Here is a 20,424-nt window from a genome sequence, read left to right on the forward strand (position 1 = left end):
TGTCCCGATAGGTACCCCAGAACCGGTCGGGGCACCGTACTGCCCGCCCCGATGCCTGTGGCCGCCTCCTCGTGCGTGAAGTTGTGACGCCGCGGATTCCGGGCCACGACGAGCGAGCCCCACAATCGGCAGCGCGAATGAGTGCGGACAAAATCGACCGGGTCCGCCGACACTGGGAACTCGGCATCCGCATCGAGCGTCTCCTGTTCATGGCCGACGACGCCGATTCTTCCGGTCACCGCCAGTTCTACGAACAAGGTGTACGCGCACCTCCGCAAGCGGGACCACAGCGCCAAGCGCGCGGCGTTTTCCGCCTTCCTCGCGCAGCAGAGCGCGACGCCCGCTCTCGTCCGCGCGATCGGGGCTAGTCGTCTACCGAGACCTTAAGAATCTTGAGGCCGATGAGTTCCCGGAGAAGCTCGTTGGTCTTGGCGTCGAGCTTGTCCTTCTCGAAAGGGATGTAACCGATGCCGCTGAAGTTGCTGGCGAGCGAGATCGATTCCTCCTTGAAAAGGATGACGCGGTCGTCGTACATCACCGCGGCGGCACCGAGCTCATGGTCTACGTTCTCGCTCGGCCTCCAGACGGGGTTACCGTCCTTGTCGAAGTACTCGACGTCAGCGCTAAAGATCAAGATGGCCGCGCCGCACAGTTCCATGGTGTCACGGACCTTCTGCGAAATTGGCCGCCCCGAGGTTGGCTCGTCCTCGGCTACTACGTGCGGAATACCCAGCTCGCGGAGGGTCTTCGTCAGCTGCTCCAGCGGCTTCTTGTTTCGACCATGTCCAATGAAGAGCTTGTTAGGTCGCTTCGAGCGTTGCGGCTCGGCGGAAGGCGGAGGAGTCAGGACGTCGCGCGAGATCTCGATCGCGTCATCGGACGATGCCGCCTCGTCCTCGGTGTCTTCCGCGTCCTCTGACGAGTTCTGATTGCCGAGCAAGCCAGCCGCACCCGCGATAGGACGCTCAACGAGCCAGTCGCCGCCCTTCGTTTCGCGAAGCAACCCGACGAACTTCATGTTCTTGGTAAATATGTCGGCGCACGTCTCGGCCTGACTATCCGCCACGTCGAAGTTTCTCTTCAGCGCACTCACCAGAAATTGCGTCTCGGGGTACTTCTTCCCCTTGTACGCCTCGAACACTCTAGTGAAGAGCTCCGGCTTCAGTGCAGCTTTCACAAGGGCTTCGTCGTGCTCGTCTTGCGATGTTGGCGAAGTGATCGCCTCACCCAGCGGCGCCATCGAGAACGTCGTCTTATAGCTGCCACCCGTCAGCCCGTACGCGCTCGACGCGAAGCCCTGGGTCCGCAGATTCGAGCTGCCCGGGCTGATGCCGAGCGCGGCAGCCATGTCTACCTTGTCGAGCGGCTGCCCGCCTGCACGGACAAGCGCATTTGGATAGGCCAGAACGGTCTCAAGCGTCACCTTTGGAAAATCAGCAGGCATGAATGTCTCCCCTCGACACTCCGGATTATTCCGCAGCGATGCCAACCAACGGTTCGACACGCCGGAGTCCTTTCGGAGTCCCACCACGTTCCAGACATGCAGAAGGCCCGGAGACTCTCGCGAGTTTCCGGGCCTTATCTGGTGGGCTGTTGGCAAAAGCCGTTGTGGTGCCCGTCTGTCCCCGCACCCGCGCACGGCTTTCCTGCACGACCTCAACGATTTTCCTACTGCCGTCCAACCAGTCACTACACCGGCCGGAGCAACTCCTTCGACTGGCACGTTCGGGGGACGTGGCTACGTGCTTACCAGCCAGAAGTCATGAACATCGGATTGGGATCGTCCCCCTCCTCATCGACCTGCTCGATCTCTTGCGCTCGAACGCTGCGGACAACCCTGTGCATGGTGATGTCATCCGCCGATAGCGTGAGCGTCGGATGCCGCTGATTCAGACGAGCCAGTTCGGCTGTAGTCGGTGGATCTGACTGAAAGTCTGTGCCGTGGCCATAGAACAGCGCGATATTGCGGGGGCCTGTACTGTCGTCGTCACCCTCCTCTTGGAGGAACGATTTGCCTGGTCCGGCCTCGGGGTTGAGCTTCTCTGTGAGATGGGACGGCCACGCAATGCCGTCGATGTGATCGGCCGGAACCCATCGCAGCCACTCGGCGACGACTTGAGTAGGCGTGTAGTCGAACGCTTCTCTTCCGTCGAGCACTACAGGGGCAGTGATCATGTCTGTGAAGTGCTTCTTGAAGCGCGCGAACATCCATCGTCTCCGGCTGTCGTCATCCGTTGCGAAGATGCTCGGCAACGTCGTCAGCGGCCGAGTGAAGTCGAGTATCCTCAGTGCCTTCGTAGTTCTGAACGCGCCCATGATGGCCTCGTCGTATTCGGAGTGTAGAGCGATCTCAGCGATTGCGACTTGTAGGTCATCGGCTGAGTAGAAAAGGCTGATCCCGGGCGGCGAAAGGCGACCGTTCTTCGCGAGGTTAGATGGAGCGGACCCTAGCTGGGTACTTGGTTCAGCGCGCACCTCGTCGAGTAGACGGCGAGCATCGTCGGTCATGCGTCCGCGGTACAGCCTCGATCCTGCCGACAGCTCCACCACCAGGTCGGACTCGACGTACGCGAGCAGCGATTCGAGGAACCGTCCGATTCTCGCGGGCGGTTCGTCCTCGAAGCCAGGCCGATCAGATGCTCCGATGACGACGAACCGGCTCTCCGTTCGGACCGTAGCGGAGTAGGCGTCCCAGCCCAGCATCGACGGGTCGATGGTCTCACTCGGAATCCAGGAATCCGAAGAGCTGGTTGCTGCAATCAGACATTCGACGACTTGCATGGCGTATGCAGGATCAATGGCTTCCTCGACGGTCTCGTAGACCACGTAGGTGTTGTCGTACTCGTCGTCGTACTGCCATGGGTCCCCGCCCCCATCCGTCCACTAGTACAGCCACGTGACCACGTCCCACACCCGAGATCCGAGTTCGTCCATGGCGACGGCAAAAGGCTCCTCGGAGCGCCCGGACGTTCGCTGGCAGAACGAGCATTCGAACTGGTCGGCGACTTCGCCGAGAGCGTCGCGCAACACGCCGTCTGTGATGTGGCTTAGGCAGACCGTCTCTTTCATTCCGCTGATGCCGTAGAAATCCGATTCCTCCACGCGCTGATGCTATCGGCACTCTCCTCCGCATGGTGGCGGGGGATGTGGCACCCGTGCGGAGGCTCCGGCATCTCACTGGTCCGCTTTGGACGTGGTCCGTGATCATTTCGTGTCGTCTCAGCCGGCGCACGGCGGCCGTGACCCCGAGGAAATGCTGGACGCCGGGGCAGGTTCGTGAATTTCGACGAGCGAACTTGGTCTGCAACCGCGAGGAGGCACGCTGATTTTTTCCCGCGCACCAACCATCGCGACCAGATCGATGTGACGCCGCAAACTGTCGCCTCGAACGGCTGCGCTCTCTTCGTTCTCGCTAGTACCGAACGATGACGCTACTTAGAAGGTGCTGCCGACAAGGCATCTCCGGATTCGGCGAGAACCCCGCGGGCAACAGCGCGGTCGACAGCTGCATTCACGCGCTGGTCGACGATGGCGCCCGTCCGTGTCCAGCCGAACTGGCGCGCGATGGCGTTCACCACTTCTGAACGTGATGCTCCGCCGACGTCTCGTACTAGCATCTCGGCGGCGAGAGCGAACTCATCGAGGTGGACTTGGTCTGGCTTGCGATTGTGGTCGCGTGACCGCACCTTCGTTACTGTGCGGCCCTGCACATCGACGAAATCGCCGTCCCGGGCGAGGCCCGCTTTGGTGATTGCTAGGTCGATGTTGTCCTTGAGTCGGGCCGTCACTCGACCGACGGACCACCACTCTCGGATCCGCTCGCTGACCGTGTCGAGGTGAACAGGACCTTCAACCTGGACGAGCGCTTTGAGGGGTTCGACCAGGTGGAGGTGGTTGCCGGGTTCTGCGGGCTGGACCCAGTAGGGCAACGCGATGGGCTCCGCTTCGATGTAGTCGACAGCCCAGGTGAAGGGAACGTCGACTACTGCTGCGGCGGTCTCCACCGTCGCGCGCGGAATGGTGAAGTTGCGCTCACGCGTCGCCGTTCCCGCGACCGCGGCTTCGATGGCCGCGCGGAGGCGATCTTCTTCCTGCTGACGATCTCGGTACCATCCAGTGCCCCAGATCCGGTGAAGAGTCCACCCGAGGCCCGAGAGCACTTGGTCCCTGAGTCGATCCCGGTCGCGTGCGGCCGGTGCCGAGTGGTACTGGTAGCCGTCGCACTCGACGCCGAGGGCGAAGGAGCCGGGCTTGGCGGGGTGTCGCACACCGATGTCAATGCGGAAGCCGGCGGCTGCTCCGACTTGGGGTTCAACGACGTAGCCCCAGGACTGTATGGCCCGAATCACGGATTCTTCGAACGGGGAGTCGGGCATGAGGCCTGTCACGGAGGCTTGTGTGCCGAGCGTGGAGATGCCTCTGCGTGCGAAGTCGAGGTACGCGCGGAGGGCTTCGACGTTCTCGTTCAAGGAGGGCGGGATGTCGCCTGCGTCCATGGATGCGACGACCTCGATGCGTTGCCGTGCGCGGGTGACTCCCACGTTGAGGCGACGCCATCCCTTGTCCTTGTTGAGGACGCCGAAGTTGGTGGAGATCTTGCCCGCTTCATCTGGGCCGTACCCGATGGAGAAGACGATGACGTCGCGTTCGTCACCTTGAACCGACTCGAGAGACCTGACGAAGAATCCGTTGAGTCGGTCGCTCTTGTCAAAGTGAGGGTCGAGATCTCTGTGCTGCGTGCGAAGCTCGTCGACCGCCGCGACAACGGCGTCGGCCTGCGCAACGGAGAAGGTAACGACGCCGAGGGAGAGACCGGGTCTCGTCCGGTAGTGCTGGATGACTCTCTCGGCGACGGCTTTTGCTTCCTTCGGGTTGTCTGCTCCCCCGCCTCGGCGATACATCCCGTCTACGTGGAAGAACTCGACTCCGACATCCGCTCCTTCGTCCTGCGCGGACGGATAGGTGACGAGATGCCCCTCGTAGAACCGGTAGTTCGAGAACGCGATGAGGGCTTCGTGACGTGACCTGTAATGCCACCGGAGGCCAAGGTTCCGGAACGCGCCGGAGGATTTGGCGAGTTCGAGGATCGAAGTGAAGTCTTTGACGTCAGAGTCGCCTTCGTCGGAGTCGTCGGATTCCACCGCCCGTTCGAAGAACTGCGAGGGCGGGAGCTGCTTGTCGTCCCCAGCGAGGATGAACGATCTGCCGCGGTAGATGCAATTGATGGAGTCGCCGGGCGTGACCTGCGAGGCCTCGTCGAAGATCACGACGTCGAACTTCAGGTCGTGCGGAAGGTACTGCGAGACCGCCAACGGAGACATCATGAAGACCGGCTTGATGGCTTGAATCGCCGTGCGCGCCTGGGTGATGAGGTTGCGAACCGCCATGTGGCGTTTCTGTTTCATGCCCTCCCGCCGAATGAGGGCGGGCTCACCCAGCGAGGTGTTCGCCGGCCGACGCGTGTTCGCGGCCTGGACGATGTCGCTGGTGGCCGCTGCGACGATCTCTCGGTCGAGTTTCTGGAACTCGGCGACGAGAGCTTCTCGGTCTGCGGCGAGCAGTGGATGTAAGCGGGTGTCAGTTCGAATGTGCTCGTCCGCCCACGCGCGCAGCAAGGCACGCTCAATGACTTTCGGAACGTCCGCAGCCTGCAAGCGCTGCTCGATACAGAAGTTGACGGTCTCATCGAGGTCGAGTTCGCGAAGCTCGGCACGGATTGCCTGATAGTCGAACCACTCCTGCTGTCCGATGGTGTCGGACTGGAAGTCGCTTAGAAGTTCGAAGGCAGTCACGAAGTCGCCGAAATCCTCCCTCAGCTCGTCCGTCCGCGACGAGTCGAACGCGTTGAAGATCTCGTCGCGCGCGCTCTCCCACTTCCGGAGGACAGACTCAAGGCTGCCGACGGCAGAGGACTGGACCAGAGCAGAAACTTGGTGAGCCGAAAGCGTGCCGCCCGCGAGCTCGCGAACTCTCTCCGCCCAGCCGAGGGCCACGTCTACGACGGTGAGGTCGGTGCGGGCGCCTAGGTAGAGGTCTCCGAACTGGGCGCTCAGGTCGGTAGTCGCCGAGTCCAGTTCTCGCGCACAAGCGTGCGCATCCTGGGCTGCAGCGATGACCGCTTCAGCATCTCCAAGAGTGTGGTCTCTGCCGGTGCGGGCCGACACGGACTCGATCCGCTCAGCGGCGCTTCTCATAGGGGCGATGTGAGCGGACAGCCAGGCGACAGAGGCCGCCGGTGGCTCGACGAGCAGTTCCGGTCGCCCGGCCAGGGCAGGAGGCGACGCAACACTTGCTCGCCAGCTGGCGAGCTCGAGACGCACGGAGTCTGCAACTGCCGCCTCTGCGGGGTCAACCGTCATGGAAGCCAGGTAGGTGACCGTTGAGCGGGAGACCGCGTCGCCACTGAGTGTGATGGCCTCCTCGGCCGCTCCGAGGTAGCGGTCGACTGCTTCCCAGTCGGTAGACCGTCCCTGCCACCAACGTCCAAGTAGGTGTCCGGAGGCGACGCCGGCGGCCTCGAACCTTCCCACGGCATCGGACCAGGCGATGGCATCCGAAAGGTGAGCGATGCCTGACTTCACCTCCTTCGCGTCGGCAAGGAGCGTTCCGAGCGCCTTCTTGTCTGTCCGATACGCGCCGGACAGTTTTCGGAGTCCGGTGTGGAGGTTGGCAAAGCGGTCCTGGAGATCCCGCAGCGGCGCCGTGAGAGCGCTCGAGGTGAAGAGCCCGCTCGCTTGTGATTCGCTGCGCACGAGCGCGAGAGCTTCAAGACGAAGGGCGCTTGCGGCTTCACGGGCCGCGTGGAGACCGGAGGGCGTGAGCCAAGCGGCTTCGATGCCGGGGAACTCGCGATGTACATCAGTGATGCGCACGACACGGTCCGCGTCAGCGAAGGAGGCAGGGGCGGCGACGCCGGCGAGGTGGGCGAGGTTGGCGACGGCGTTGGTCGCGGCGGTGAGCGATGCTGCCCTGGCTGCGAACGCGTCTGCGGTGCCCCTCAGCGTCTGCACGGTGAGCCCGGCGAGGTCAATTGCCCCGTGAACGGTGATGGCCTCGGAGTGCGCGGGGAAGTCACCGGGCAGCTGGTCGTGGCCGACACCCGCCAGCTCGATGACGAGGTCAGCAGCGCGCTGATACGTGGTGACGAGATCGCCAAGGCGTTGACGATCTGCATGGATGGAAGTCTGGTCGACTGCGGTTAGCCACGCGTCGTTCACGAAGCCGGGACGGTGAACGTGTTGGAGATCCAACAGCTCCATCAACGTCGTCGTTTGGCGGGGTGTGCGGAGGCCGAACGAATCGATGACATCGTCATTGAGGCGAATCGTGCCTTGAAACTCTTCCAGGGCGCTGACCGCGGAGTAGAGGCGAGATTCGAGCGAGGAGGGATCCGTGACGGCACGCCACAGGAAAGTCGAGCCTTGCGCAGCGGGGCGCCATGTTCGTTCAAGGCGAGCGAGAGTGTCGCCGAGTGCTGCGCGACCCTCCTCTGACAGCTGGAGAGGTGGGCGCCCGGGAGCGGGAGCAACCGGCACGTGGACGAGCTCGGCGAGTTCACCGAGGACATCGTGAAGCGATGCCTGCAGCGGTGAGCGGTGCTCGTTCATCGCCAACGCGTAAGAATTGAGTCGGCGGCGACGGTCTTCAAGGGCTGAGCGAGACGGGGCGGTCATCGCGTGGGGTGGCTGAGCGACGTTGTCGAGGGTGCGAAGGAGTTCGGAAGCGACGTCCTTGCGGTTCGTCTTGTGAGAGTGCAGCTCGAGCAGGTAACTCTCGAGACCACTGTCTTTGAGGCGGTTCTTCACCACATCGAGTGCGGCGATCTTCTCTGAGACGAAGAGCACCGACTTGCCGGCGTGCATGAGCGCGCCGATCATGTTGGCGATGGTTTGAGACTTGCCGGTTCCTGGCGGCCCGTCCATGACGAAGCTGCGTCCGGCCAAGGCCGCTGCGACAGCGGCGCGTTGAGAGGAATCCGCGTCAAGGACGAGTGGTGTGCGCTCCGGCGGCGCGACTTCGTCGATGTCGGCGGGATCAACAGGGTCGAACTGGAACTCATCGCTCTGAGCCGTGGGGTCACCATTCGCCAGGGCGCGGACCACCGGGTGTTCGAGGATGGTCGCTTCGTTGTCGAGGAGATCCTTGTACATCGCCTCCTTGGCGAAAGAGAACGTCGCGAGGTGAACCTCCGGGTCCAAGCTCCAGTCCTTGAAATCCTTCGCCTTGCCGAGTTCCGTGGTGAAGCGGGTCAGGATTTCCGACAAGGTCAGCCCCTCAACCTCTTCGTACGTCGGAAGGGTGATCCCGAACTCATTGAGGCGGAGAGGAAGGGCAGGATTCAGGACGGCGTCGTCCTGACCACCCTTGATCCTCGGGGTAGCTCGAGGACCCTCTGGCACCAACTCAACGGGGAGCAGGTAGATCGGACTGCTCATGTCCGTCTTGTCCACGTCCTGCCACTTCAGCATGCCGAAAGCGACGTAGAGCACGGAGAGACCGCGGTCGAGAAACTCTTCGTTCGCGCGGCGCATCAGAGTGCGGACCACAGGACCGATCTCCCCGTCCGCGCGAGGAACGTGAAGGAAAGCTCCCGCGCGCGCAGGTCGCGCCTGGCCGGTATCCGGGTCGATGAGGTCGCCGACGAAACTCTGGAGCTTTCCGGAACGGAGCAGATCGAGGATGGCATCCGCGGAGGGACTATCGAAGCTCAGCGACGATGTCTTGGGAGCCTTGAAACGAAGGAGACGGCTTCGTCGATCCAATCCGATGAGCCCCTCGCGCCATGTTTTCAACGCAGCACGAGTCTCAGTGGTAGTGCCCATGTCGCCCCTCCAGGTGTGCCGTCGGCCAACGATGAACCCTCACCCGACGCGATGCTTTCCCACATCGTATCGACGCGGCCTGCCTCACCCGGAGAAGAAGCTGCTCCGCTCGGCCCGTCGCCCGACAGACGCGCACTGTGTGATGCCAGAAAGCACCCATAGGCGCTGAGCTCGCCACGCGCAATGCGCAATGCGCAATCGGCATCGACGTAGCGAATCCCCGAACGGATCACACCGTATGTTGCACTGTATATTGATGGAGTGCAGTACTTGAGGTAGATTATGCGACATGAGCAACCTCATCACCATCGATGTACCGTCGGAAATCGTCGACGAAGTGCGTAGGTTCGCGGCGTTTCTCATCGCCGATCAGCCGAACCGCCTCTCACGAACAGCCGTTCCTGACGACGGGATTCCGGACTACCCGCTATGGCCTGACGAACAAGTCGAGCGGTTCGCATCAGCACCCACAACGACGGCACGTGTTTACGTCAGGATCATGGATGCCGTCGTAGAGCACGGCGCAGCGGGCCAGTGGCTCAGCATCGCCGAACTGGCTGAGTGGACCGAGCAGACGCCTTCGGTGATCTCAACTTTCCGCACACACCTCTATCGCTATATCAACGCGCACCTGCCAGAGGGAACTCTTGCGCCGTTCACGAGGGCAACCGGCCAAGATCTCCGTCCGGCCCGAGGACGTGAGGTCTACTACCGCATTAGCCCCGCGTGCGCTGAGCAGTGGACGCGGTTGCGCGACGGCATCGAGAGAACGAGCATCTTCGATAGAAAGGAGTCCTGATGGTCCTTTATAAAGACATGCTCGTCGACACGCCCTACCCGATCCTCGACATCGAAGACCGCGGCGATGACAAGGATCCGCTGACGAGCGAATGCACCTACTGCCGCCGTGAAGAGTGGGGGCAGAAGCACAGCACGCAGGACATCATCGTGGTCCGCCGCTGGCGTGAACACAGCATCTGGGCTCCCAACCTCGACGGGCCCGACAACGGCGGCTGGTTCGAATGGCGATGCCCCCGACACGCGTACAGATGGGAGAGTTCGCCGTACGCCGCGAACGCCCCCGAGCATCTCCGTCCAGCGCCAAGTGCGAGGTGTGAGCACGTGAGCCTCGGGAGCCGGTGTCGGACGCGGACAGGCGAGAACTTCGATGGCCAGTGGCTGTGCAGCGAGCACTCCGTATCGGTCGTCGCGCGACTCCGGATCGAGGAGCGCATGCGCGAGCTCGACGAAGCAATCGCCGAGTCGGACCAGCACATGTGAAGCACTTGAAACTGGCGCATACGGTTCGGCAGCACGCCTGCATGCCTCCGACGCACTGCACAGCGCCGCACTCGCCGTCATCGCACGGACCTGTCACCTCGAAATCGGGTGGCGCCCGGAGGCCAGTCCCGGTGGCTCAGAACGGCCGGTAGGCTCACGGCATGACGATGGTCGAGCCTCCTCCTCTGGATCCGCTGACCGGTGGCGAGCGGTTACTCGGAGTCGACGCGTCGGTCTCTGACTTCTGGCGGTTCGCGCTGCCGGACGTGACGACGAACAATGTTCGTGGGTGGCTGGCCGAGTACCTTGTTTGGCGTGCCACTGGGGTCGAGCGGCCGGTGCGCGTCGAGTGGGATGCGTTCGATGTGCTGTGGGGTGATATCCGCATTGAGGTGAAGTCCAGCGCACTCGTGCAGCGGTGGGCACAGCGCCAGCCGTCCACGCTCGCGTTCTCAGGTCTCCGCGGAAAGCTCCTCGACCCTCTGACAAACACATACGCGGTCGAGTCGACTTACAACGCCGATGTTTACGTTCTCGCCGTGAATCTCGCCGGGCGAGAGCAGTTCAACCAACTCGACATCGGGAACTGGCGATTCGCCGTGCTCTCGCGGGTTGATCTCGATGCAACCGGGCAGTCAACTCTCACCTGGGTGCGAGCACAGCAGCTCGCCACCGCGGTCGTCGGCTACGACGAACTCGCCGCGGCGATCCAACAGGCTGCCTCGGGATAGTGGTCGACCCCGATGCCTCGTGGGCGGGCCCCTAGTTGCACGCCCGCACTGCAGGAAGCAATACGCGAGGATCGCCAAAGACCTCCCAGCAGACCACGGTGGCGCCCAGGCACTTCACCTGTCGTTTCGCTAAAAGACCGTTCCAGTTCGGCCGCAGCGGGCGAAAAAAATCTGAGAACTGCAGAAAGTCCGCGCCACCACATGGACGTCACCATAGACACCAACCACAACGCTCCGGATCGGTCATGTGTGGTCCGAGCCAGCGCAACGGTAGCGTCCGCAACTTCGGGGAACTGGTCTACGTACCGGCTGCTTGAGTTCGCGTGAGGTAGTTCACGTTGGCATATATGAGGGCCCCGGACACGTTCGCCTCCATACGTCTCGCGACCTCTCTGATCTAGTCGGTCATTCTTTTCACCGGTCGCCAGAGACCGGCGGCTCGCTCGAATCCAGTTTCATCAAGTCGTCTTCAGCGGGAAGAACCTGCAGCAAATCGCCGGTAGGCGTCATGATGAAGGTCAACTCAGCATCCCCCTCGGCCTTGGGCAATTCCGCAAACTCTGCGTGGAACCGGTCCTCGCGCGCGGCGACGGATCTGTCTGAACTGCGAACCCGATCCACTATCCGGTCATGCCACCGCCCCTTGAGTGCGACATTGCCGAGGTTCGAGTTCAGCTGAGCGAGCGCCACCTCGGTCTCTTCCAACTGCTTCGCCTGGGACTTAAACACCTCGCGGAGGGCTGCGTAGGGGTTCTCACGATCAGCTAGTGCAAAAGATGCAGCGTAAGCCACCAGCGCTTTGCGCTTGATCGCGACAGCTGCACTCGCTAGGTGGAACTCGCGCACGAAATTGTCTATATCTTTCTCCGCGCCGCCGAGTGCCAACTCTAGCTTCCGGTAGTCGACCTTGCCTTGGTCATCTGCCAGTGCGTCGATAACTCCGGCGTACTTCTCCAGAAACAGCCGGCTGAGGTGAAACTCAATGTTCGCGCTATCGACCGCGAGCTCCATCGCTGGCTCGCGGCCGTCGAGCATAAGGCTGATCGCCGTCGATAGAGCGTCATCTGCAACGCGCTGCGCGCTGATACGCGTCCTATAGTGACGCTCCTCCTGGCGGTTGAGGAGAGACGTCACCCGCCGTTGATGAAGACGCTGCTCGCGCTGGGCGACCATATCAACCATCATCACCGTACCTGCGACGGCCAGCGCTGGCCATCCTGCGACGACCGCCCCACCGACCGCGACAGGCTTCAACACGGCATGCGCGGTCTTGCCGCCGGTGCGCGAGAAACCGCGGAAACCGGCTGCCCCTGCGGCCTTGACGAGTTTCGCACCTTCGGGAAGAACGGCGCGAAAGAGCGTAGGGCTCTTCGGATCGACCTTCTTGATGAGATCGATCATGGCTTGCTGGGCTGTCGCGTTCACGACGGGCGCCGTTCGCAGCTTCGAAAGTTCGACGTCGGTAACCGGGAAGTACTCGACGGCAATCGGTGCAACTGCGGTTTCGAGTGCTCCCCAGATGGCCTCCGGGTCAGTTCCCGCAGCTCGCAGCAACTCCTCCGACACCAGCACACCGCTCTCCGGGAATGCCGGTGCAGCTTCAACCAACGCCGGAGACGACGAGGAGCGCCGCGAGAAACGCCACAGCTGCCACGCGGCGATGATGACGGCGATGGCGACAGGGATGGCGATGACGACCTCAGGAGACATTGTGGATGAAGCCTAGCCACAACGGTGGACCGGCCCGGACCAGACCGACGATAGAAGGCAGCACGGAGGCCAGCCGCCTGCGCTGGCACTTCCTGCGCCAAGGCGCTTGGAGATTCGCGCCGACCCCACGGGTGGCGACTGACCGACGCCGAATCTCGGCTGGCAGCATTAGCCGGAGAATCCGCGGGGATCGCCGAGCTCTACGCCGGAGCGACGCTTGCGGGCCTTGCGAGCTTCGATGCTTCGGGTCTCGGCAGCGCTTTGCGTAGCTGTCGAGCCCTCAGATGCACAACACGAGTTGACATTCTTTGCCCGGAACATGGATGCGAAGCCTTCGCACCTGCGCTCACGAACACAAGGGGTGTCATAGCCCGCCGAGCGGTGTCATAGCCCGCCGATAGGATGAGACCGATGTATCGCGTTGCCTCATTGAAGAGTCATACCGCGCTCTGACTTGCCGTTCTCTTCGGCGCTGCACATGTGAGGGTAGGAGATCTATATGGCGAGGCTCAGCCTCAAGGCAGTCGAGGAGCGCGTCGCTCCTCTGGCCCGCAGAGAGACGTACGACAGGGAGTTCATCCTCGATCTTCTGCTCGCCTACGGCAAGCCACAGGGCAACGTCACGCGGCTACGCAACGGCTCGCTGAACGTCGCCCTCGACCTTGCCACCGAGGTCGCCCAGAAAAACGTCGTGTACTTCAAGGAGACGAACGGCGACCCACTGACGGTCCTCGAAGAACTCAAAGCGTCGCCAGCTGTCGTCCGCTTCAGCACCCGGTTCGTCATAGTCACCGACTACGTCGACGTGGTCGCGCACGACAGCAAGACGAACGAGACCATCGGGTTCCCCATCCGCGAGATCGACCAACACTTCACGTTCTTCCTGCCCTGGGCCGGCATGGAGAAGGCACAGTACGTCGCAGAGTCCCACGCCGACGTCAAAGCCGCCGAACGCATGGGCAAGCTCTTCGACGAACTGCTGAACGCCAACCCCGGGATCTTCGACGACGAGCACGGCCGCCACTCGCTGAACATCTTCTTCACACGCCTCCTGTTCTGCTTCTTCGCCGAAGACACCGGCATCTTCACGAACAATCAGTTCACGACCGCCGTCGGATCCCAGACTCAGCCCGACGGCTCAGACATGGCAGAGTTCCTCACCGACCTCTTCAAGGCCCTCGACACGGCCGACCCCGACGACAAGCCGACGCACCTCGCCGAGTTCCCCTACGTGAACGGTCGCCTGTTCACCGTCACCGATGACCAGACCGTGCCCCGCTTCACAAAGCAGGCGCGCGAGGAACTCATCGCCTCGGGCACGCTCATTTGGCGCGACATCAACCCCGACATCTTCGGCTCGATGTTCCAGGCCATCGTCACGCCCGGCAAACGCAGCGACCTGGGGCAGCACTACACCTCAGTGCCGAACATCCTGAAGACAATCGAGCCGCTGTTCCTGGACGCCCTAAAGGCGGAACTTAATGACGCTCAGGACAGCGAGCGCCGACTTGCCCGACTGCTGGACCGAATCGCGGGAATCAAAGTGTTCGACCCCGCCTGTGGATCGGGCAACTTCCTCGTCATCGCGTACAAAGAGCTACGCAAGATCGAGCACGCGATCCTCGAGCGGCTCGCCGAGCTGAGCTCCTCACACCAAGTGCTCTGGGCCGACTCGAAGATCAACATCGAGAACTTCTACGGCATCGAGATCGACGACTTCGCCGTCGAGGTCGCGGTCCTCTCACTCTGGATCGCGAAGCACCAGATGAACCGGGAGTTCCGCGAGAAGTTCCGGGTCGAGATTCCTCTGATCCCGCTGAAGGAGACAGGGCAGATCAAGGCGGGCAACGCGATCCTCGCCAACTGGCAGGTCGTTTGCCCTCGTTCGGAGGACTCTGAAGTGTACGTTCTCGGTAACCCGCCGTACCTCGGAAGCCGCAACCAGTCCGCGGCACAGAAGCGTGACCTCGCGACGGTTACGGATAATTTTCGGAGCCTGGACTACGTTTCTGCGTGGGTTGTGAAAGGTGCGGACTATATCCGTGGGACTCGAGCGCGGCTGGCATTCGTCACAACCAATTCCATCACGCAAGGCGAGCAAGTAGGGATGCTCTGGCCGACGGTTCTGGGTTCTGATCTGGAAATCGGCTACGCGTACACCTCGTTCAAATGGTCTAATCACGCAAAGAACGCTGCGGGGGTGACGTGCGTCGTGCTTGGTATTCGAAATGTTAGCTCAGAGTCGAAGTACATATTTACCGACGACATTCGTATCGACGCCCTACGGATCAACCCATATCTCTCAGACGGCCCTGATATTTGGATCGGGCGGCGTAGTTCGCCGCTGTCACCCGCGCTACCGAAGCTCGGGTTCGGCTCCATGCCCAATGATGGTGGCCACCTCATCTTCAGCAACGCGGAGAGGGACGAACTAGTCGCATCGGCGCCGTGGACGAGCGAATACTTTCGAGGATTCAGCGGCTCGGATGAGTTTATCAATGGCAAGACACGGTGGTGTCTCGTCATCCCTGATGAGAGCGTGCGCGAGGCTTCACAAAACCCGACTATCGCACGACGCCTTGACGCAGTGCGGACTCATCGGGCTAAGAGCAGTGAAAAATCAACCCGCGAGATGGCTAATGTACCGAATCGATTCTACTTCTGGGCGCACCGGGATATTGAATCAATCATCGTCCCCGCGACTTCGTCGGAGCGTCGCGAATACATTCCAATCGGATACTTAACAGGTTCCACAGTTATCTCAAACTCGGCGAACGCCGCATATGGCGTCGAGCCTTGGACCTTTGCTCTTCTCACCTCCCGTGCCCACATGTGTTGGATGCGCGCTGTAGGCGGCAAGATGAAGACCGACTACCGATACTCCGGCACCATCATCTACAACAACTTTCCGGTCCCGCCACTTTCAGACACGGTGAAGGAAAAGCTCACAATCGCGGCGCTACGCGTGCTCGATGTCCGCGAGTACCACTGCGAGCGGACGCTCGCCGAGCTGTACGACCCGGACAAGATGCCGCAGGACCTGCGCGAAGCCCACGCGGCGGTCGACTCGCTGGTCGACTCGATCTATGCGAAGAGGCCCTACGAGCTCGATGAGCAGCGTCTGTCGGATCTGTTCGCGCTCTACGAGCGCATGACCGCCGAGACGTCCGCGAAGAAAACACGGAGGACAGCTAAGTGAACTCGATCAACAAGCCCGTGAACATGGTCGACGTAACATACGCGCAGACGAAGGCGTCTGTGAACACGGACGAGCTCGGCATGCGCGAGATGCAGCAACGCGTCTTCGAGCAGCGCGATGCCCAGCACCTGCTGGTGAAGGCTCCGCCGGCATCAGGCAAGTCCCGCGCGCTGATGTTCGTGGCACTCGACAAGCTCTACAACCAGGGCCGCAAGAAGGTCATCGTCGCCGTGCCCGAGCGCTCAATCGGGGCCTCGTTCGCCTCGACCAGCCTGACGACATACGGCTTCTGGGCCGACTGGGAGGTCAAGGACAAGCACAACCTCTGCGACCCGGGCTCCTCGGCAGGCAAGGTCGACGCCTTCATCGAATTCCTGGAAGGGCCCGACGCCGTCCTCGTGTGCACTCACGCGACGCTGCGGTTCGCGTTCGAGAAGTTGGCCCCGGAGTCATTCAACGGCACGGTGCTGGCGATTGACGAGTTCCACCACGTCTCGGCCGACACGGAGACGTCACGTCTGGGCGCGCTACTGCGTGACGTCATGAATGGCTCAGACGTGCACATCGTGGCCATGACCGGGTCGTACTTCCGCGGCGACTCGGTGCCAGTGCTATCTCCCGAGGATGAGGCGAAGTTCACACCCGTGACCTTCAACTATTACGACCAGCTCAACGGCTACGCGCACCTGCGGTCCCTGGGCATCGGACACCACTTCTACCAAGGCCGGTACACCGACGCGATCCACGAAGTGCTCGACCTCGACAAGAAGACCATCGTGCACATCCCGAGCGTGAACTCCGGCGAGTCCACGAAAGACAAGATCGAAGAAGTCGGACGCATCATCGACGTCATCGGCCACGTCGAGTCGACGGACCCGGACACGGGGATCATCAGCGTGCGCCGCCAGGACACCGGCGAAATCGTGCGCGTCGCGGACCTTGTCGACGACGCCGACCAGAAGAAGCGCGGCGACACTCTGCACTACCTGTCCCACACTGCGTCGAAGGACCGCGACGGCGTCGACATCATCATCGCGCTGGGCATGGCGAAGGAAGGCTTCGACTGGCCCTTCGCGGAGCACGCGCTGACAGTCGGCTACCGGGCGTCACTTACCGAGGTCATCCAGATCATCGGGCGCGTGACTCGTGACAGTCCCGGCAAGTCGCACGCGCAGTTCACGAACCTCATCGCCGAGCCGGACGCGTCGCAGGGCGAGGTGAAGGTGTCGGTGAACAACATATTGAAGGCCATCACGGCCTCGTTGCTCATGGAGCAGGTGCTCGCGCCGAACTTCAACTTCAAGACGAAGAAGTTCGATGACGACGCGCCGGCGAAGAAGGGCGAATTGAAGATCAAGGGCTTCAAGGAGCCCTCGAGCGACCGCGTGAGGCAGATTGTCGCGACGGACCTGAACGATCTCAAGGCGACAATTCTTCAGGACGATACCTTCGCCCGGGCCGCGGCCGGCTCAGTCGACGCCGAGACGACCAACAAGGTACTGATCCCGAAGATCATCAGGGAGAAGTACCCGGACCTCTCTGAGGAGCAGGTCGAGGAGGTGCGCCAACAGGTTGTTGTGGACTCGGTCATCAAGAACGGCGAGGTACGGGAGGTCGGCGACAGGCGCATCATCAAGATGGCAGAGAAGTTCGTAAACATCGACGAGCTGAACATCAACCTCATCGACTCGGTGAACCCGTTCCAACGAGCGTTCGAGGTGCTGTCTAAAACCGTCACCCCCTCGGTGCTGCGCTTAATTCAGGACACCATCACGTCGACAAAGATCGAGTTCTCCGAAGAAGAGGCACTGGTGCTGTTCCCGAAGATCAAGACATGGAAGCAGGTCCATGGCAAGAGCCCTGACATCCGCTCCGATGACCCGGCGGAGAAGCGGTTGGCCGCAGCCCTGCTGTTTCTGCAGAAGCTCGCGGCACAGCGCAAGGCGGAGAAGGCGGCGACGGAGACGGTGGTCGAATGAGCGAGAACGAACCATTCGAAGCCGGAGCGCCGCTAACCCTCGACGATATCCTCGACGATGAGCTGCTCGCAGCGCCGGAGAAACCGAAGAAGCTCACCCCGTCGGACCGCCTCGAGCGGGCATTCCTTGAGATCGTCGAGTTCCGGCGCGCCGAGGACCGGGTGCCCAGTTCTCAGACTCGCGAGATCGCCGAACGCAAGCTCGGGGCGCGCCTGGATGGCTTCCTCGCGAATGAAGCCAAAGCCGAGGCGGTTAGGCACCTGGACGAGTTCGGCCTGCTGGATTCTCCGGCGGCACCGACGTCCATTGACGATCTGCTGGAGAGCAACGACCTCGACGAGCTACTGGGGGACGAGTCCGGAATCCTCGACGTGTCGGACCTGCCCGTGGTCAAGCGCCCGGAGTCGGCCGAGTCCGTAGCGCAGCGCGTGAAGGCGACGGAGTTCGAGCAGTTCGAGCCGCTCTTCAAGGCGAAGCACGCTGAGCTGAAGGATGACACTTACGCGCTGAAGCCGTTCACGGGCATGGACCTGATCCGTGAGGGTGTGTTCTTCGTCCTCAATGGTGTGATGTGTTTCGTCGCCGAGGTCGGTGAGGATGTCGACCTCGTTGTGGGCGGGAAGCGCACGCAGAAGCAGCGACTGCGTGTGGTGTTCGAGAATGGCACCGAGTCGGCTATGTACAAACAGAGTCTGATGACGCGCATGTACGAGGCACAGGGACAGGTGCTGGCGCGCACAGGGCACAATGAGAGCGATATTCTGGACGCGGACATCGAGAGCGGCCACATCTACGTGCTGCAGTCAATGAGCACCGACCCACTCATCGCGAACATCGACGACCTACACAAGATCGGCTTCTCGACCACGAGCGTCGAGCAGCGTGTGAAGGGCGCATCCAGGTCTCCGACATACCTCATGGCCCCGGTCAAGATCGTCGCCGACTACAGGGTATACAACCTCAAGGCATCAGGATTGGAAGCACTGCTGCACCGGGTCTTCGCCGATGTTCGTCTCGACCTGACGCAGATCGGCCGAAACGGTCAAGAATACGACCCCTCCGAATGGTTCATCGCGCCTCGCGATGTGATCAACCAGGCCGTCGCCATGATCATGTCCGGCGAGATCACGGACTACGTCTACGATCAAGCACAAAAGCGATTGGTTGAACGTGGCTAACCCGCTGACGTCGTGGACCGCTGACCCCGCCGGCATCTACTTCAGTGACCGCTTCAATGTCGCCCCACAGGTGCTCGAAGACTGGGGCGCGTTTGACATCTCCGTGGTCACCGACCTCCCCGTCTTCATCGACCCGTTCTTGCTCTTCAACAGCGACAAGGAAGAGTCCCTAGCGCTGCACGAACAGATCGTTGACTACCTTCGATTCCTGCGAGACCACGCACACGAGCCCCTCACCCCCGGGCGCACCAAGAGCTGGTACACATTCAGCGAGGTGCGGCAGAACTGGCTCGGCTTCACGGTCGACGGCAACGCCGGACATGGTCTCGGGAAGAAGTTCGCGGTCGCCCTGCACGATGCGCTCGGCGGGCTACTCAGAGACATCGGTCGTGAGCCAATCACCGACTCCAGTCATATGGAGAAGCTCGCGCTCATCAGTAACGGTGTCGGCAGAGATACGATCTCGGATCTCACAACAAACCTGATCAAACACTTTCTGCTGCGCTACACGAGCGATTTCGCGCTGAAGCACCTCGCCGAGGAGGACCGGAAGACAATTCCGGTTGCGCGTGCCAAGTTCAACTACAACACTCAGACCTGGGCCGCCCAGTCATACGAGCTTCCCTACACGGACGGCGACTTCGTCATCCTGACCCCAGTCGACCTCCTCACCAAGGACGACACCTGGATCAACCGGTCCGATATGGAACGCTCCTTCGACGCGGTGCTCGAGGCCGTGGAGAACTCTCAGCTCCGGGCCGACGTGAACAACTACCTGGCGCAGCGGCTGACGAAGCAGTCCTCTGACAAGGAACAGCGGGAGGCTCGTCTGCTGGCCCTGCGCTACTTCCCCGACCTTGTGGACTGTTACATCAAACTGAAGGAAGACGCCGGAGACGAGGCCGTCTCCAAGAGCCGCGAGAAAGTCGACGACACACAGGCGCTCCTGCGCGACCAGGTTCAACGAACCGCTCACGACATCGCTCAGAAGACGGACCTTTACGAAAAGCCTTGGACATCTGCTCAGGAGGCACGTCAAGCCGTGGAGACTTTCAAGCACTACGTCGAGGACAAGGGTGGCTGGCGTCTGCTCAACAAGGGCGATAGCAAGGGCCTCTCCAGCGAGCAGGATGTTCAGCTGTTCTTCGGGCTCCTGCTTCAAGAGTCCCGGTTCGACATCAATCGCGAAGTCAACAACGGTAGCGGTGCGGTCGACTTCAAGATCTCGGAGGGGCTCGACAAGAGCCTCATCGAGTTCAAGCTCGCAAAGAGTAGCTCCCTGAAGCGCAACATGAAGAACCAGGTCGAAGTCTACAAGAAGGCAAACGACACCGACTCGGCGGTCTTCGTCGTCATCGCGTATACGACGAAGGAGATTGAGAAGACCGAGGATGCGATTCTGGACCTCGGGCTGAACAAGCCGGAAGCCATGGAGGTCGTGATCATCGACGCCTCTCCGAAGAAGTCGGCTTCGACGGTCTGATCACCCTTCCACTGAGACCGGGTTGGCGTCAGACCTCACGC

At 61.7% G+C, this 20,424-nt stretch carries 12 protein-coding genes; 7 read left to right on the plus strand and 5 right to left on the minus strand.

Features of this window, described 5'->3' with window-relative positions; translation table 11 throughout:
* Nucleotides 1-364: 364 nt before the first annotated feature.
* The 4 genes from BEP68_RS09850 to BEP68_RS09865 form a co-directional block, all read right to left on the minus strand.
* Complete coding sequence (locus BEP68_RS09850; protein ID WP_187249838.1) at nt 365-1,444, minus strand: TIR domain-containing protein; 1,080 nt, start codon at nt 1,442-1,444, stop codon at nt 365-367.
* 302 nt (nt 1,445-1,746) lie between these two features.
* Nucleotides 1,747-2,826, minus strand: coding sequence for an RES family NAD+ phosphorylase (locus BEP68_RS09855; protein WP_187249839.1), 1,080 nt, complete (start codon nt 2,824-2,826; stop codon nt 1,747-1,749).
* Between the two features lie 57 nt (nt 2,827-2,883).
* Entirely contained in the window at nt 2,884-3,102 is a 219-nt protein-coding gene (locus BEP68_RS09860) for a hypothetical protein (protein WP_187249840.1), read from the minus strand.
* A gap of 329 nt (nt 3,103-3,431) precedes the next feature.
* Nucleotides 3,432-8,822, minus strand: a complete 5,391-nt coding sequence (locus tag BEP68_RS09865; protein WP_187249841.1) for a DUF3320 domain-containing protein — start codon at nt 8,820-8,822, stop codon at nt 3,432-3,434.
* Between the two features lie 289 nt (nt 8,823-9,111).
* On the opposite strand from BEP68_RS09865, the gene BEP68_RS09870 reads away from it, so the two are divergent.
* From BEP68_RS09870 to BEP68_RS09880, 3 genes are all read left to right on the plus strand, one after another.
* Nucleotides 9,112-9,621, plus strand: a complete 510-nt coding sequence (locus BEP68_RS09870) for a hypothetical protein (RefSeq protein ID WP_187249842.1) — start codon at nt 9,112-9,114, stop codon at nt 9,619-9,621.
* The gene (locus BEP68_RS09875; protein WP_187249843.1) at nt 9,621-10,103 is read left to right on the plus strand and encodes a hypothetical protein; all 483 of its coding nucleotides are present in this window, start codon (nt 9,621-9,623) and stop codon (nt 10,101-10,103) included. Before BEP68_RS09870 ends, BEP68_RS09875 begins: the two co-directional genes overlap by 1 nt.
* Before the next feature lie 161 nt (nt 10,104-10,264).
* On the plus strand, nt 10,265-10,834 hold the full coding sequence (locus BEP68_RS09880; RefSeq protein WP_187249844.1) for a hypothetical protein: 570 nt from the start codon (nt 10,265-10,267) through the stop codon (nt 10,832-10,834).
* 414 nt (nt 10,835-11,248) lie between these two features.
* Here BEP68_RS09880 and BEP68_RS09885 read toward each other — a convergent pair whose 3' ends face one another.
* Nucleotides 11,249-12,544, minus strand: coding sequence for a hypothetical protein (locus BEP68_RS09885; RefSeq protein ID WP_187249845.1), 1,296 nt, complete (start codon nt 12,542-12,544; stop codon nt 11,249-11,251).
* 499 nt (nt 12,545-13,043) lie between these two features.
* On the opposite strand from BEP68_RS09885, the gene BEP68_RS09890 reads away from it, so the two are divergent.
* Genes BEP68_RS09890 through BEP68_RS09905 form a run of 4 tightly spaced genes read left to right on the plus strand, consistent with a single transcriptional unit; the run spans nt 13,044 to nt 20,383 of the window.
* Nucleotides 13,044-15,743: a DNA methyltransferase gene (locus BEP68_RS09890; protein WP_187249846.1), complete on the plus strand. Its 2,700-nt coding sequence runs from the start codon at nt 13,044-13,046 to the stop codon at nt 15,741-15,743.
* On the plus strand, nt 15,740-17,722 hold the full coding sequence (locus tag BEP68_RS09895) for a DEAD/DEAH box helicase (RefSeq protein WP_187249847.1): 1,983 nt from the start codon (nt 15,740-15,742) through the stop codon (nt 17,720-17,722). The genes BEP68_RS09890 and BEP68_RS09895 overlap by 4 nt, the downstream gene beginning before the upstream one ends.
* Nucleotides 17,719-18,900, plus strand: a complete 1,182-nt coding sequence (locus BEP68_RS09900; protein WP_187249848.1) for a GIY-YIG nuclease family protein — start codon at nt 17,719-17,721, stop codon at nt 18,898-18,900. Before BEP68_RS09895 ends, BEP68_RS09900 begins: the two co-directional genes overlap by 4 nt.
* Entirely contained in the window at nt 18,893-20,383 is a 1,491-nt protein-coding gene (locus tag BEP68_RS09905) for a hypothetical protein (protein ID WP_261987786.1), read from the plus strand. Before BEP68_RS09900 ends, BEP68_RS09905 begins: the two co-directional genes overlap by 8 nt.
* The last annotated feature ends 41 nt before the right edge of the window (nt 20,384-20,424 follow it).

It is taken from the genome of Microbacterium sp. 4-7, assembly GCF_014332665.1.
GTDB lineage: Bacteria > Actinomycetota > Actinomycetes > Actinomycetales > Microbacteriaceae > Microbacterium.

Bases quoted from the DNA above. Each gene is read 5' to 3' on its own strand.
- BEP68_RS09890 (WP_187249846.1), top strand. From the start codon at position 13,044: ATGGCGAGGCTCAGCCTCAAGGCAGTCGAGGAGCGCGTCGCTCCTCTG.
- BEP68_RS09900 (WP_187249848.1), top strand. From the start codon at position 17,719: ATGAGCGAGAACGAACCATTCGAAGCCGGAGCGCCGCTAACCCTCGAC.
- BEP68_RS09880 (WP_187249844.1), top strand. From the start codon at position 10,265: ATGACGATGGTCGAGCCTCCTCCTCTGGATCCGCTGACCGGTGGCGAG.
- BEP68_RS09870 (WP_187249842.1), top strand. From the start codon at position 9,112: ATGAGCAACCTCATCACCATCGATGTACCGTCGGAAATCGTCGACGAA.
- BEP68_RS09875 (WP_187249843.1), top strand. From the start codon at position 9,621: ATGGTCCTTTATAAAGACATGCTCGTCGACACGCCCTACCCGATCCTC.
- BEP68_RS09865 (WP_187249841.1), bottom strand. From the start codon at position 8,822: ATGGGCACTACCACTGAGACTCGTGCTGCGTTGAAAACATGGCGCGAG.
- BEP68_RS09850 (WP_187249838.1), bottom strand. From the start codon at position 1,444: ATGCCTGCTGATTTTCCAAAGGTGACGCTTGAGACCGTTCTGGCCTAT.
- BEP68_RS09885 (WP_187249845.1), bottom strand. From the start codon at position 12,544: ATGTCTCCTGAGGTCGTCATCGCCATCCCTGTCGCCATCGCCGTCATC.